The sequence below is a fragment of the Sporosarcina sp. 179-K 3D1 HS genome, assembly GCF_047228905.1.
Lineage (GTDB): Bacteria > Bacillota > Bacilli > Bacillales_A > Planococcaceae > Sporosarcina.
The window spans coordinates 73,645-89,057 of the sequence record NZ_JBFEGI010000008.1; the positions used below are offsets into that span (position 1 = coordinate 73,645).

The 15,413-nt window shown below is 43.9% G+C and carries 14 protein-coding genes and 1 other RNA gene; 11 read left to right on the forward strand and 4 right to left on the reverse strand.

Annotated elements, in window-relative coordinates:
• Positions 1-8: 8 nt before the first annotated feature.
• Both AB1K83_RS11805 and AB1K83_RS11810 read right to left on the reverse strand, forming a co-directional pair.
• Positions 9-458, reverse strand: a complete 450-nt coding sequence (locus AB1K83_RS11805; protein WP_413058393.1) for a DUF948 domain-containing protein — start codon at positions 456-458, stop codon at positions 9-11.
• 22 nt (positions 459-480) lie between these two features.
• Entirely contained in the window at positions 481-981 is a 501-nt protein-coding gene (locus AB1K83_RS11810) for a DUF948 domain-containing protein (RefSeq protein WP_413058394.1), read from the reverse strand.
• A gap of 485 nt (positions 982-1,466) precedes the next feature.
• Between AB1K83_RS11810 and AB1K83_RS11815 the strand changes: the two genes are divergently transcribed.
• Positions 1,467-1,835 (forward strand): YppE family protein, encoded by a 369-nt coding sequence (locus AB1K83_RS11815; protein WP_413058395.1) that lies wholly within the window; start codon positions 1,467-1,469, stop codon positions 1,833-1,835.
• Positions 1,832-4,102 (forward strand): DEAD/DEAH box helicase, encoded by a 2,271-nt coding sequence (locus AB1K83_RS11820; protein ID WP_413058396.1) that lies wholly within the window; start codon positions 1,832-1,834, stop codon positions 4,100-4,102. The genes AB1K83_RS11815 and AB1K83_RS11820 overlap by 4 nt, the downstream gene beginning before the upstream one ends.
• Positions 4,103-4,164: 62 nt before the next feature.
• On the opposite strand, the gene AB1K83_RS11825 is transcribed toward AB1K83_RS11820, so the two are convergent.
• The gene (locus AB1K83_RS11825; RefSeq protein ID WP_413058397.1) at positions 4,165-5,229 is read right to left on the reverse strand and encodes a type I restriction endonuclease; all 1,065 of its coding nucleotides are present in this window, start codon (positions 5,227-5,229) and stop codon (positions 4,165-4,167) included.
• A gap of 97 nt (positions 5,230-5,326) precedes the next feature.
• The gene (locus tag AB1K83_RS11830; RefSeq protein WP_413058398.1) at positions 5,327-5,737 is read right to left on the reverse strand and encodes a helix-turn-helix domain-containing protein; all 411 of its coding nucleotides are present in this window, start codon (positions 5,735-5,737) and stop codon (positions 5,327-5,329) included.
• A gap of 504 nt (positions 5,738-6,241) precedes the next feature.
• On the opposite strand from AB1K83_RS11830, the gene AB1K83_RS11835 reads away from it, so the two are divergent.
• From AB1K83_RS11835 to AB1K83_RS11875, 9 genes are all read left to right on the forward strand, one after another.
• A complete protein-coding gene (locus tag AB1K83_RS11835) occupies positions 6,242-6,415 on the forward strand; it encodes a hypothetical protein (protein WP_413058399.1) in 174 nt (57 codons plus the stop codon).
• 172 nt (positions 6,416-6,587) lie between these two features.
• Complete coding sequence (locus AB1K83_RS11840) at positions 6,588-7,358, forward strand: hypothetical protein (protein ID WP_413058400.1); 771 nt, start codon at positions 6,588-6,590, stop codon at positions 7,356-7,358.
• A 207-nt stretch (positions 7,359-7,565) separates the two neighbouring features.
• Positions 7,566-8,141 carry a Zn-binding domain-containing protein gene (locus tag AB1K83_RS11845; protein ID WP_413058401.1) on the forward strand — a complete coding sequence of 192 codons (576 nt, stop codon included), beginning with the start codon at positions 7,566-7,568 and terminating at the stop codon, positions 8,139-8,141.
• Positions 8,131-9,411 carry a ribonuclease H-like domain-containing protein gene (locus AB1K83_RS11850; RefSeq protein ID WP_413058402.1) on the forward strand — a complete coding sequence of 427 codons (1,281 nt, stop codon included), beginning with the start codon at positions 8,131-8,133 and terminating at the stop codon, positions 9,409-9,411. The genes AB1K83_RS11845 and AB1K83_RS11850 overlap by 11 nt, the downstream gene beginning before the upstream one ends.
• 89 nt (positions 9,412-9,500) lie before the next feature.
• Positions 9,501-9,800 carry a cell division regulator GpsB gene (gene gpsB / locus AB1K83_RS11855; protein ID WP_413058403.1) on the forward strand — a complete coding sequence of 100 codons (300 nt, stop codon included), beginning with the start codon at positions 9,501-9,503 and terminating at the stop codon, positions 9,798-9,800.
• Between the two features lie 74 nt (positions 9,801-9,874).
• An RNA gene (rnpB, locus tag AB1K83_RS11860) (RNase P RNA component class B) lies at positions 9,875-10,258 on the forward strand.
• Positions 10,259-10,547: 289 nt separating this feature from the next.
• A complete protein-coding gene (locus AB1K83_RS11865; RefSeq protein ID WP_413058404.1) occupies positions 10,548-12,293 on the forward strand; it encodes a putative bifunctional diguanylate cyclase/phosphodiesterase in 1,746 nt (581 codons plus the stop codon).
• The gene (locus tag AB1K83_RS11870) at positions 12,286-13,416 is read left to right on the forward strand and encodes a THUMP domain-containing class I SAM-dependent RNA methyltransferase (protein ID WP_413058405.1); all 1,131 of its coding nucleotides are present in this window, start codon (positions 12,286-12,288) and stop codon (positions 13,414-13,416) included. Before AB1K83_RS11865 ends, AB1K83_RS11870 begins: the two co-directional genes overlap by 8 nt.
• Before the next feature lie 59 nt (positions 13,417-13,475).
• Positions 13,476-15,386 (forward strand): ATP-dependent DNA helicase, encoded by a 1,911-nt coding sequence (locus AB1K83_RS11875; protein WP_413058406.1) that lies wholly within the window; start codon positions 13,476-13,478, stop codon positions 15,384-15,386.
• Positions 15,387-15,413: the final 27 nt, after the last annotated feature.

The following is a 15,413-nucleotide window of genomic DNA, read 5'->3' on the forward strand; positions in this document are numbered from 1 at the left end:
TACGCTTTTCATTTTTCCGGAGAAATTTCCGCAATCTCTTTCATCTCTTTCCTTCTCTGTGAGAGGAAGAAGAGGAACGACAAGATACCGTAGAGTCCTTCGTATTTCTCCTGTTTCGAGTATTCCATTGCACTTGCGGTCTGCACCTTAAGCAAATTCGTTTTTTCCAATGCGGATAATGTCAACGACCGGGCCGCTTTTCCAGTATCGCCTACGATATGGAAAAAGGGATTAAGCGAATGGACTTGGTTGTTGACCTGATCCAATGTCGCGTTGCTCGTCTGCAACATATCCGTCGCCTGAGCCGACACATCGTCGACTACATCGGGAAGGCGATCGGTCGTTTCCTGCAAGCCTTCCAGCAAATCGGCCGCTTTGTTCAACGGTTTGATGAGCAGGATGACGAGGACCACAAACGCAATGCCGATGAGCAGTACGCCGATACCCATCCAATCCATATTGTATCACCTCTATTTTCGTTTATTCCCGACTGTGGTATTCGAGTTGCGGGACGGATGCCGAATGGGAAGGCGCTCCCGCGGATTGCTTTGCCGCTTTTTGTTGGGCCGCTTCTTTCTCCCGCTTCAGCCGATAATAGATCCGTGCCGTCGCTTCCGTCAAGGCGGTCGCTTTTTCCATCAACGGCCGCAGTTTTTTAGGTGGTGTCGCGATTTGTTGAGATAAAGACTCGAATGATTCGTTCAAGTGCTCCGTCGTTTGGCCGAAATTTTGAGCAGACTTGGTCAACTGATCCAATGATTGTACTTTGGTCTCGACATCGTCCGCAATCCGGTTCGTTTTCTCCATCAATTGCGCGGATTGCTCCGTGATGCCGTTTAACTTCGTTTCCACTCGCTGGACGGTTTCCGACAATGAATTCATCGTCTGTTTTGTACTTTTCAGAACGAGGAAGACAAAGACCGCAATGAGAGCCAAAGATAGAGCTGCGATGGCTGCGCTCACATATAAGAGGATGTGCAACGATTCTCCACCTCCATTTCAAGATGCGTACTTCCTTCTATTTTTACCACCAATCTTATGTAGGTAAACACGTAGGCTGGCAGTAGTTAAAGAGCGGATCCTGGCTTGGCTTCGATGGATTCGACATTGGATGGAGGAAGAGTTCTTCAAACTTTTTAGACGTACGTAAGGGGAAGAAAGATTATTAGAAAAGTAGGTGATACAATGTTGATAATGTGATACATCACAAGTTGCGATCACCCTTTTTAGTTGGCATTCCAGAACTCTTATAATCATATTATGTAAACTAATTGAAAAAGGAATTTTGAAAGTCCCTTAACTGCCGCGACCATTTGGAAGTAGGCAATCGGGCAAACTGCGAAACAACCCACAACCCTGTAAAAGCAATTCTCACATACCGATACAAATCGGAATGCACGTTCGTTAGGCTATGGTGAGCGAGTGCAATATCTGCTAGAATGAAGAAAAACAGTCGGAAGGAGCAGATGGGTTTGCATTTAATCAAAGAAACAGAACGACTGCTCTCCGTTTGTCGAGAATGTCTGGAACGTCATGCCGATATGCGAGAGCAGGATAGAGAACCGGATTTTTTCCAAGAAGTAAAGCCGTATGCGGATCAAACGCATGCGTGGCTGGATGAATGGACGAGCAAGGTTTCACAATGGATCAAAGTCGCAAAACCGCTTTACGTCCATCCTCATCAAATTGAATCGCTGCATGATTCCATGAAGCAATTCATCGTCCAGTCGTTCTATCCGAAAACTGGGAAAAAACGGTTTGTCTTATCGATCAATTCGGCTGAATATACATTGAAAACTATTTTGGATGCGCTGCGAAAGGAAGAGGGCCAATGAAACATACCAAACTGTCCATTCCGGAAATTTTGGAACATCTGCAGACGGATCCTTCTTTTTCATCCAATATTATCCATACAAGAACCATCCCGGGGAAAGAGGCGGTCTATGCCGAATTTCCGGAACGACTGCATCCTTCCATCATCCGGGCGCTCGGTACGAAAGGGATACGGCAACTGTATAGCCATCAGAAAGAAGCGTTCGAATTGGCAGCAACGGGGCGATCTTTCACTGCGGTGACACCGACAGCGTCCGGGAAATCGCTCTGTTATCATCTGCCAGTCATGCAAAGCATTTTAGAGGACGATACATCGCGTGCCATTTATCTGTTCCCGACGAAGGCGTTGGCTCAGGACCAGTTGGCCGATCTTCACGAATTGATCGAAGCGAGCGGGGAAGCGATCCTCAGTTATACGTATGACGGGGATACGGCGCCTGGGCTGCGTTCCAAAGTCCGGAAGTCGGGACATATTGTGCTGACGAATCCCGATATGCTCCATTCCGGTATTTTGCCACATCATACGAAATGGGTTTCGCTCTTTGAGAACTTGAAATATATCATCATCGATGAACTGCATACGTATAAAGGCGTGTTCGGAAGCCATGTGGCGCACGTACTCCGGAGATTGAAACGGATCTGCAATTACTATGGAAGTGATCCGGTTTTCATTTGCACTTCGGCGACGATCGCCAACCCGAAAGTATTGGCGGAATCATTGACGAATACGGAGATGCGGTTGATTGAGAACAATGGGGCGCCAGCGGGAAAAAAGCATTTCGTCTTTTATAATCCGCCCGTCGTCCATCCGACATTCGGCATCCGGCGCAGCGCCATCTTGGAAGTCCGAGATTTGGCTTCATTCTTATATAGGGAAGGAATTCAGACGATCATTTTCGCGAAAAGCCGAGTGCGCGTCGAAATGCTCGTCACCTATATGAAAGAACTGACGAAGAAGAAACTGTTTGATGAAACGATCATGGGCTATCGGGGTGGTTATTTGCCATCGGAGAGGCGAAAAATTGAAAAAGGATTGCGAGAAGGCGATATTCGGACCGTCGTTAGTACAAATGCGCTGGAACTCGGGATTGATATCGGTCAATTGCAAGCGTGCATCATGACGGGTTACCCGGGAAATATTGCGAGTGCTTTCCAACAGGCGGGCCGGGCTGGCAGACGCCAGGAAGAAGCTCTCATCATCTACGTCGCCCAATCGATGGCGCTCGACCAATACATCATTGATCATCCTGACTATCTCCTTGGTCAATCACCGGAAGAGGCCCGTATCCATCCAGATAATCTCTTCATTTTAATGGATCATTTAAAATGCGCTTCTTTCGAATTGCCTTTCTCGTTGACCGAAACGTACGGCGAGTTTGAGGTGCAGGACTTGCTCGCTTTTCTAGAGGCGGAAGGAGTGCTTGTCCGTACAAGCGACAAATGGCACTGGATGACGGATCGTTTTCCGGCAAGTGAAGTAAGCTTGCGGTCCGCTTCGCAAGAAAATGTTATTATCATTGATAAAACCCATCCAAAGGATACGACGGTCATCGGAGAGATGGACCGGTTTAGCGCGATGACGCTCCTTCATGAAGAGGCGATCTATATCCACCAAGGCACCCAATACCAAGTCGAAGAACTGGATTGGGAGGAAAAGAAGGCTTATGTGACGGAAGTGGACGTCGATTATTTCACGGATGCGAACCTTGCAGTGGAATTAAAAGTGATGAGCGAAGATGCAACGAAGGAATTTGGAGATAACGTCGTCGCCTATGGTGATATCGCCGTGCTTGCGATTCCGACGATTTTTAAGAAGATTAAGTTTGGTAAACATGACAATATAGGCTCGGGATCGATTGACTTACCGGCGGAAGAACTGCATACGAACGGGACTTGGCTTGCATTCGACATACCGGTTGGTTGGAAAGAGGCCGATCTGACAGATGCTATGACATCCTCAGCGTATGCCATCCAGTCATTGGTTCCTCTTTTTATTAAATGCGACCGGAATGATGTGCATGTAGTACCGCAAGTAAAGGCAATCCATACAGGGAAGCCAACAATCTTCGTTCACGACAGCTATCCGGGTGGTATTGGATTAAGCGAGAAGATATTTGAACGGTGGCAGGAACTGCTTTGCATGGCCGCTGACCACGTGGCAAGCTGTGCATGTGAGTCTGGCTGTCCAATCTGCATTGGCGCACAGGAAATTGGGCAGAAGGAGAATAAAAGACGTGCTGAAAAGCTGTTGCGCGTATTGGCAGAATAAAAGAAGGGTTGAAGCTGTCTGATTCAAGGCTTTAACCCTTCTGCTTTTTATTTCGATCCGTTTTACGCGAATTGAACAGTCGTCTTTACAATTTGTTCTTTCATAGATAATAAATCTATTGGCTGTTCAAACTCGATAAGGGTTCGATCTTTATCAACTGGTGCATCATTCAGGATAATATAGTTTCTATTTTTATCGAAATACACTCTCATGATCCACTTTCGAATGTTGTCATCGATTAGAATATTGAAGTAACTTCTGTTATCTCTATAGTAAACTCTATCAATATTAATTGTGTCTTTAAGGATAACTTTCGACATAGCGTAACATTCCATCTCTTCGTGTGTTGTGACTATACCATCATCCTCATTCTCCACAACCTGCATTTCTTCAATAATGACTTTGCTTTCTGTAGTCGAATTCAATGCTGCATTCAACTTATCATTTACTTGTTCATTTACAATTTGCTTGATTCCTCTTTTAATGATTGGGGTGAATTTTTCTATTGCAGCTTTCGTTTTGACACCTTCGTAAATTTCCCCTACCAAATATCTAACAAAGTCTTCCGAAGGGTCTTCGAATTGCTTGGACAAATACTCTTTTAAAGCGTTTAAATATTTCAATTCGGATGCGTTGCTCGTAATTTTATCGACATCAAAAGATTCTTTTCTGAATTTAGCTATTTCGGAAATATGGACATCTCTTAATTCTGTTATTTTAAACGTAAAGAAAGGGGAAGTATCCATCTTGTTTGGTTCTTCGAGATCGGTGAAGAATTTATATTCGATGCCGTTAGTTAAAATGCTGAACTTTGCTGTAGTAGTCCCGAAATAACGGAATAGTTGCGAATCGTGTTTTGTTAACTCCTGATTTATACCTTTACATTCAATCAAGATTACTGGGTGACCATCGTGCAAAATGGCGTAATCCACTTTTTCCCCTTTCTTAATTCCTACGTCGGCAGTAAATTCCGGATTGAACTCCATAGGATTAAAAATGTCATAACCTAAAATTTGGAAAAACGGCATAACGATTGCTGTCTTTGTAGCTTCCTCCGTTTCAATGGAGGTCTTTAGTGAATCCACTCTTTTTGCTAGTCCACGTAATTGCTCTACAAACTTCTCCATTCTTTATTCCCCTTCCTCCCAGTTAATTTGTACTGGTTTATTTGTCCTATTGAATAGCTAAAAATAAAAAGCCCGGTTAGGCCAATTTACAATCTTCTCACTCGTCGAAACTATCGCCGTACTCACCTTCATCTTCTTCCAGTAACATTTTCTTCATCTGGTAGAGCTTGACCAATTCTTTAATCTTCTTCTCCGGATTAGACGCCAAGTCATGAAGCATAGTAGGGTGCTTTTTTAGTTCGTTTAGAAGTTTTATCTCTTCTTTTGTTATGTTTATTATTTGATTTGCAACAATAATCTTAGACTCTGTTGCCCCTAGTAAGTAATCAAGAGAAACATCAAATATTCGAGCTAATTTTTGTGTTGAGTCATGGTCTGGTTCTCTTTTGGATTTTTCACTTTCATAATATCCATACGCTTGCCTAGTTATGCCTAGTTTGTTAGCTACATCTTGCTGGGTTAATTTCGCTTCAAGTCTTAAATTTTTCAATCGGCTTTGGAAGCTCATAAAATATCCCCTTATAAATACTAATTATTATAATTATACAGCAACAATTAGTTGCTTTGTTAATAAGAAACAATTAATTGCATAAATTTGTAAAAGGAAACGAAGTGTTGCTTGTAATTGCTTTTTAAGAGCAACAAAATGTTTCTTTAAAAGGTGTTAATTTTAAAAAGTGTTTGTTCCTGCGTGGAAAATAAAGCAAGTTTTAATTGAGATCTCGACAATTCCGGAAATACCAAGCATGACAGCTATAAACCGACGTTGATCCAATTAGAATACGATAGTAGAGTGTACTGTATAAAATTACAATTTGAAATTGACCGGAAAACAACGAAGCAGGCTTTTGAATGTGTGTTAAATGTGGCATAGACATTATCCACGGAAGTCGAGGTTATCATTGCTGAAAAAATTGAAATTTTATAGTAAAACACAGCATCATATAGCGTTATTTTTATTGTCTTAATTCCCCTTAATAAAACATACATTGTGGAAGGAAGGAGGGGTAATTTGGATTTAGAAATAAAAGATATCAAAGAATATGATGAAAAGTTAGTTGTATTGCGGGATGCAATTGCATGGTTTGAAAAAAGGCATAGAGATTCAAAGGAAAGAATTGAAACGATTAATAAATTAAAACGTCAAGTTAATATCCTTGAACTTCAAATTGGTAATTGGATTTAAGCACTCTCAATTGAGGGTGCTTTTCAAATGCCTTCCAGAATTACTAGTAGAGGCTTTTATTGGACAGTGTGTGTATGGACTATAATGCGCGGTAATAGTGGTAGTAAATGAAGGACTCCATCTTATTTTGTCGAAAAAATTGAAAATGACTAATGGGATGGTGTGCCAAATTATGAGACTAAGTGAAATCAAAGGCTTTGAGGTTAAACATTTTTTAATGGCAAAATTCACATCAAAAGAATGGGTCCATAGTTTTCTTGAAGGAATTATCTATATGAATAACTTTAAACATTTCATTGATCAGGAAAAAGCCAGTAAAGTAAAAGGTCAAGGCGATGCTTACGAAGGAGCTCATGTCTTAGAAGTTAGTGACATTAAGATTTATGATCAACAGAATAGGTTAGTTGGTACAGCTGAACTAGGAAATCTTATTGAGCGTTATGAGGGCGTTAACAGGATTCCTATGTTTTGTGTGGCTAATTTCAGTACAAGAGACTTTGTGGTTTTAGAACAAACCGAGGATCGCATTCGTATTAAACTTGAGATACCTTCCGAAGATGTATTACGGATAAAAGAAGTCTTTAATGCCGATACAGTAGCTCTTACATTATCGCCACATATATTCATAGAGCGCTTTAAAAAAGCAGCAGAGAAATCTGATATGGGCTTAGCCTACGGAATGGTAGACTATGCTGATTATAGGATTTTAAGTGATGCGCGAAGAGCAAGTTTTGACGAGGGAGAAGTAGACTTTCTATTCACGAAGCATGATTCTCTAGCTTATCAGAAAGAGTTCAGATTCATCTTAACAAATGTAGAGACTGAGGTTCCGATTACTGTAAATGTAGGTAACCTAAAAGATATATTTATTCAGATGAATATAGATGACTTTCTCACCGGGACATTTTTAGATATGAATATAAAAATTATAGAAGATGATTAACCTAAATATTAAAGGGGCTTTCAAAGTAGTTCAGTTTAAAACTGACTTTCTGGACAGCCCCTTACCGGACAGATATTAATGCTCTTATATCTATATAAAAATCTCTCAAGTTTACAACGGTGAGAAGTTTTTATTTCCTATGAAATAATATAAAGATAATTAACGTGCCTGACCTGGATATTTGTACTGGGAATGAGGCTGCCAGCAATGAATGGTCTTATTTTTTATTCAGTAATTCATGATAAAATGAATGTAGAGGTGATGGTGTTGGTCACAATTGAACATGGCCGAGTATACAACCTATGCTTTATTAAGAAGCAATTCGATACACATGACAATATCGGGTCCGGTCCGATTTCATTGCCGGCTGAAGAGCTACATACTTCTTCCACTTGGTTCACATTCGATGTTCCGGAGGGGGTGAGCGCTGGTGGTCTGACAGATGCAATGACAGGGGCAGCCTATGCCATCCAGTCGTTCATACCCTTATTTGTCCGCTGCGATCGGACGGATATCCATGTAGTGCCGCAAGTGAAAGCCGTCCATACCGGGAAGCCGACTTTCTTCATTTATGATAGCTATCCGGGTGGAATTGGACTGAGCGAAAAGATTTTCAAACGGTGGAATGAATTGCTCGGGCAAGCGGCGGAACATGTGTCATCTTGCCGATGCGAATCCGGCTGTCCGGTTTGTATCGGGGCGCAGGAAGCCAGGATGGGGATGAAAAAAGAGGTCGCTCAGTTGCTGCGGGACCTTGCGGAGAGTGCCAGCAATGTCGTATGAGCAAAAATTAATGCAAATGAAGAAGCTTTTAAAGAAGGCTGACCCTGAACCAGTAATGCAGCAAAGCAAGCCTGAGGAAAGGAAGCTTCCTCCACCGCCTGCCTATGAACAAAATTGGTTGGCGGCTGGTTTGACGAAAGAACAAAATCCGCATGGCATCGTCTATAAAAAGACGGTCGAATACGCCAACGACTACCGGCATGGCGATATCGCCTTGTCCGGATTGAAAAAGACGATTGATGATTGGACGGAATCGGGGGAGATCCATCCGCTTTCTCCGGATCTCTCTAAGCCCATTTTGTTTTTTGATACGGAAACGACCGGTTTGAAAGGCACGGGAACGTTGGTCTTTCTCATGGGGTTTATTGAGCAAACCGCAAGCACTTTCCGTCTTACGCAATATGTTTTGCCGAGTCCGGATCATGAAGCGGCGTTCCTCTATGCGTCCCGTCTGTGGGAAACGCCCTCGACACTCGTGACGTATAACGGAAAAAGTTTCGATATTCCTCAGATGGAGATGCGCTGGACGATGAACCGCAATGAATTGCCGCCACTGCTCGACCATGACCAAATCGACTTGCTGCATGGGTCGAGGCGCATTTGGAAAGAAGAGATGGGGACGTTCCGACTTCCGGCCATCGAGGAAGAACAGCTTGGCTTCCGTCGTGAAGGAGATATCCCCGGGCATATGGCGCCGATTATTTACCAAGATGCGGTGAAAAGCGGACGTCCCGAACTGTTGATGAAAGTGTTGCTTCATAATGAATGGGATATCCTGTCGCTCGTCGCTTTATATATCCGCTCGACCGACCTGTTGTTGAAGACGGAAGTGACCGAGTCGGCCGTCACGCACACAAATATCGGGAAATGGTTTGCCGATTTGAAATCCTATGAGCGCAGCGGACACGTTTTCGAACAGGTCATCAAAGAGTACGGCATCGATCATCCGCTTACGCATTACCATCTTGGGTTTCATTTAAAAAGACAAAGCAACTATCAAGCGTCCATTTCCGCTTTTACTATCGCGGCAAACGGGCTGACGGGAAGGCAGCGTATTTTGGCATTGGAGGAATTAGCGAAGCTTCAGGAGCATAAAGTGAAAGAGTTGGAGCAGGCGATGGGAAATACGAAACTTGCCTTGCATTATATAAAGGAAGACACCGAACTGTCCGAAAAATTCCGCAAGAAGGCGGGAAATGATTTCCGGAAACGGGAAATACGGCTTGACCGGAAACTATTTCCCGGGGAAGCGCATGAACCGACAAAATAAGGCTTTGGTTGCCGTTCAAATTAAGACAGGGAAGGACAAAATATGTTATAATAAGAGTCATGTAACGACAGACGGAAGGGCGTAGTCTTATGGAAATTAAATTGGACTCTAAAACAATTCTTGAAAAAGACTTCAAAACGGGCCTGCGCGGCTATAATCAGGAAGAAGTTGATCTTTTCCTTGATGATGTCATTCAAGATTATGAAACATACAAAAAAATTGTCGCAGAGCTTCGGCTTGAAAATGAACGCTTAAAAGAAGAGTTGGCAGCAAATAAGAAGAGAACGGCCGCTGGAACAGGTGGTACGACGAATTTCGACTTGCTGAAGCGCATTTCCAACTTGGAGAAACATGTGTTTGGCAGCAGGCTTTCCGAACAGGATGGTTAAAATTACAAGAACAAAGTTTCGGCATATCCATTGAAAGTGATCAAAAAGTACTGTATACTGAACAATACCATAGCGAATTTAGGTAATCGCTGCAACGCAAGGTTGTAGAGGAAAGTCCATGCTCACACGGATCTGAGATGACCGTAGTGTTCGTGCCTGGCGAAAAAATAAGCCAGGGCATCGTGCATCGCGCGGTGACGGCGGGGATAAATCCTAAGTCTTCCGAGATATGGATGAGGTCTCCTGAACAGTGCCACAGTGACGTAGCTGGTCCGGAAACGGGCTGGATGGAACGCGGTAAACCCCACGAGTGAGAAACCCAAATTATGGTAGGGGCACTCTTCGGAAGGAATTGAACGGAAGAAGGGACAGACAATAGTCTGTAGATAGATGATTACCACCCTAAGTACGAGGCGGAAGCCGTTTGAGTACACGGGAACAAAACATGGCTTATCAAATTTACTATGGTTCTAACATGTAGTTGAACGCTCTCCTATTCTTGTGGGGAGCTTTTCTTATGTAATTAGAAGAATTTCTGCTATAATATTAATCTTATAGATCAACGATGAATCGTAGTTGGAACGGTCCTCTTGCAGGCGTTTGTAACTGTCAGGTCCGTTTAGGATCTCGCTGAATGGATATGAAAACAGGTTTCATCCCAACGTTTCGAGAGGTATGAAACTGTACTATCAGCCGCTTCGCTTTCGGCATTTGTCGAATTAGGTTATAGGGAATGGGTGAGTTTCAATGAGCTCTAATAATCGATCCTTTGCTTCATCTGAAGTCCTATCTGAATATCCGAAGGAGCTTTCGGAGAAAGTATTCATGACAGTGGATGAAGGGATTATGATTACAGATAAGTACAGACGGATTGTCCATGTCAACCCTGCGTTTGAGCAAGTGACGGGTTACCTTCGGCACGAAGTTGTCGGGAAAACTCCTCGCATTCTTCAGTCGGGTGTACATACTGCACATTTTTATCAAAATATGATGAATGTCATAGACAAAGAAGGACGATGGAGCGGGGAAATCTGGAACCGTAGGAAGAATGGCGAGATTTATCCGGAGTGGTTGCAAATTATGGAAGTTCGTGATGATAGTGGGGAAGTCACCCACTATTGCGGCATATTTGTCGATCTTTCCGATCATGAGGTGGCCTTGAAAAATTTGAAGGACGCTTCCATGACGGATACATTGACGAAAGTGGGAAATCGGCAATCCTTTTATAATCGGATGGAAGTATTGTTTAACTCGACTCAAGAAAATGACGTGATGTTCGCTATTCTTTTTCTGGATTTGGATCGCTTCAAACAAATCAACGACACGCTTGGCCATGCGATCGGTGATGAACTTCTGAAGGAATTTGCTAGAAGGCTTCGGAAGTTGTTGAAGAACAAAGATGTCATTGCCCGTATTGGCGGTGACGAGTTTGTCATCGCGTTGACAGGCTTGAAGCATGCCGGGGAAGCAGCCATATTTGCGGAGCGGATCCTAGAGAAATTGGAAAGGCCTCACCATATTGGTTCATATGAATTATTCATCTCCTCGAGTATAGGAATAAGCTTTTTCCCGAAGGATGGAAAAACACTCGACGACTTATTGAAAAAGGCCGATTTGGCAATGTATGAATCGAAAAGAAGCGGGCGCAACAATTACACATTCTTTTATGATGATCTTGTAACCGACGTGACTCGGATGATTGAACTGGAAAGTCGACTTACGACGGCAATCGAGGAGAAGAAATTCGGCCTTTCTTATCAGCCGAAAATTGATTTGAAATCGGGACGAATTACCGGAATCGAGTCGCATATCCATTGCCTTGTTTGTCAGAATGTCTCGCATGCAATTTTAGATTTCACCCCTTTTGCAGAAGAAATGGGACTGATGGTGCAAATTACAGATATAGCCCTCGAAAAAATTTGCGAGGATATTGTAGCGATGCAAGCGGAAGGGATAGATCCAGGTCAAGTCGCTCTCAATATTACCGCCATTTACTTTATGCAGCCCCATCTCATTGAATCATTGTTGAATACGATTAATCGATTTGGGCTCTCGCCGCGCCTATTCGAGTTGGAGATTGATGAAAGTGTCATCATGGCCAATGGCGAGCGCTCTATCCAAAAACTGAGCGCATTGAAAGCAGCCGGGTTTTCGATAACTATCGATCATTTTGGAAACGGTTTTTCTTCGCTAAGTCTGTTATCGAGAATATCGGTCGATACTATTAAAATCGATTCGGTTTTCATCCGGAATATGTTCGAAGCAGATGAAAATCGGATTATCGTGGATATGATCATCCAAATGGCAAATCGTCTGGGCATTACAGTCGTAGCTGATGGCGTCGAAAATATCCGCCAGATGAGGCTATTACGGTCAATGGGTTGCGCGATTGCGCAAGGCGGTTATATCAGTGATGCGATTTCCAAATCGGAACTCGGCGAAGTCATTGGGATGTTTGATGAAATGGGAATGGAGTGGGGAGCGCGTGAGTGAATTTAAATTAGTGGCCACCTCAGCGATGGGGTTGGAGTCCATTGTGGCAGAAGAAGTGAAAGCATTGGGGTTTGAAACCCATACCGAAAACGGAAAAATCTATTTCCAAGGTGATGAATCGGCAATAGCGAAGACGAATATGTGGCTCCGCGTGGCGGATCGCGTTCGGGTAGTTGCCGGTGAATTTCACGCGACGACGTTTGACGAGTTGTTCGAACGGACCAAGGCGATTCCATGGGAACAATATCTGCCTGTAGATGCCGCATTTCCAGTTGCCGGAAAATCGGTGAAGTCGACATTATTCAGTGTCCCAGATTGCCAAGCAATTGTGAAAAAAGCAATTGTGGAACGGTTAAAGTCGGCTTATAAACGGATCGGGTTTTTAGATGAATCTGGCCCTTTATTCAAACTGGAAGTTTCGATTTTAAAAGATAAAGTGACGCTCACGATCGATTCGAGCGGAGCGGGACTCCATAAACGTGGCTACCGGGTGGGTCAAGGGGATGCGCCCTTGAAAGAGACGTTGGCGGCGGCGCTTGTCAAATTGACACGCTGGAATCCCGATCGCCCATTTGTCGACCCATTTTGTGGATCTGGCACGATTCCAATTGAGGCGGCCATGATCGGCCAAAATATTGCGCCAGGCTATAATCGGGAGTTTTTGAGCGAACAATGGCCATGGATCCCGAAAAAAACGTGGGATGACGTGCGGCTGGAGGCGGAGGATTTGGCAAACTATGACCAACCGTTATCCATTTTCGGCTTTGACCATGATCCGCGGATGATTAAAGTGGCTCGCAACAATGCCATTGAGGCAGGGTTCCTCGATATCATCCAGTTCGAGCAACGCGATGTGCGAGACTTGCAAGTAGAGGGTTTGAACGGCGTCCTTGTTGGCAATCCTCCTTATGGTGAACGCCTTGGCGAGATTGAGGAGGCGGAAGAGATGGCGCAAGTGTTGGGCGATGTAATGAAAGATCACCCTTCATGGTCCGTCTATATGCTCTCTTCCCTTGAAAACTTTGAAACGATGTATGGAAAAAAAGCGACGAAAAAGAGAAAATTATTCAATGGCTTCATCCGGACGGATTTCTATCAGTTCTGGGGCCAACGTCAGTCATAAATAGTGTTGGAAGAGGATGACGCCTCTTCCTTTTGCATGTAATTAGGAAGGAGTTCCCTATGAAAAGAAAACTGCCATTCCCTTTATCGAAAGAAAAGTCATTTTATGATTCATTAAGTGATTGGATCGGAGATACTTTGTATGATGACTTGACCGAAAAAGGGTTTGAATGCCGCGATGAACAAATTTTTATGGCTTTCCAAATCGAGCAGGCCTTAAAGGACAAGAAAGTGCTATTCGCGGAAGCAGGTGTCGGGACAGGTAAAACCATTGCCTATTTGTTACCGGCCATCGCATATGCCCGTTATACTGGAAAACCTGCGCTCATTTCCTGTGCCGATGAAACGCTGATTGACCAGCTTGTGAAAGAAGATGGAGATATTCGGAAAATCAGTGCAGCCTTAGACTTGGACATCGATGTCCGTTTGGCAAAAGCTAGAGCACAGTATTTATGTTTGAAGCGTTTGGAGGAGACGGGCGATACAACGAACGAAGAGTTTGTCGAACTGGTGGAAGATTCTCTTCCCGACTTTGTCTATGGCAATATGTCACTCCAATCGACGGAAGCATATGGAGAACGTTCCGATTATCCGGAATTAAGTGACGCGCAATGGAAGATGGTGAATTATCATCCGATCCAGCAATGTGAAGCCTGTGATTTGCGCAATAAGTGCGGTCAAACGCTCCACCGGAATTATTATCGGGAAGCGGTGGAAATTATCATCTGTTCCCATGACTTTTATATGGAACATATTTGGACGAAAGATTCTCGGAAACGGCAAGGGCAATTGCCATTGCTGCCGGATGTGTCGATGGTCGTATTCGATGAGGGGCATTTACTTGAATATTCAGCGCAACGTGCTCTGACCTATGAAGTTCAAAATAGCACGCTGCTCCTTTTAATGGAGCGAATCATGGTAGACGGCATCCGGGAAAAAACTCTCGGCTTGATGGAACAGCTTATCGACGTCCACGCATCATTTTTTGACCGCTTGGATGCGTCCAAAGAAATCACCGATAATGATCGGAAAGCGATCAATCGGTCAGATGACCTATTGGCCCTCGGCAAGGAGGCGGTCCGGTTATCCCATGCCATTTTAGAGGAGTTCGTTTTTGAAGGCGAGTTGTTCATTATTCCGGAATATGAATTGAAAATGGTGGAGGAATATCTCGATCAATATATCTATTCCATGGATCTGTTCACTTCCCAAAACGATGCGGTCGATTGGCTGGAGAATCGGGAAGGGGAATTGACCCTAGTTGTCATGCCTCGGTTAGTGACAGATATTCTTCGGGAAAAATTGTTTTCTTCGAAACTGCCAATTGTGTTTTCTTCAGCAACACTTTCCGTTTTCAAAGACTTTTCTTACTTGGCGGACGGGTTGGGGATCGAGGAGTATCTGTCTTTTTCCGTACCGTCGCCGTTTGATTATGATGAAGTGATGAAGGTCGTATCGACTGATGTGGAGGATCGTGAGAAGGCAGAGAAAGTGCTTGAACTATTGGAGGATGGGGAACAGACGCTCATCCTGTTTAAATCCGAACAATCCATGAATCGGTTCCAATCGCAACTTCCAGCTGCCTGGAAAGAAAGAGTTGCGTTTGAAGGAGAGCGGGAACTTTCTTCTATTGTCCGTGATTTCCAACAGAAACAGATTGCTATCCTCTGTTCCTATCATTTGTGGGAAGGCTTGGATATTCCGCAAGATGCGTTAACGCGCGTCATCATCCATGATTTGCCGTTCCCTCCATCGGATCCGCTATTCGACGCCCGCCGCAAACATGCAGACGATCCTTTCCGGCAAGTCGATTTGCCGTTCATGTTATTGCGTTTGCGACAAGGTGCCGGCCGTCTCATCCGGACATCGGAAGACTACGGTACCGTTCATCTATTGTTGAATCCGTTGGAGCAACAATTGAAGCCGGAAATCGAATCTATTTTCCCTGTCCCAATGGTGGCACAAGTCTAAACATGAAACAAAAGCTCTTCCAGTTAT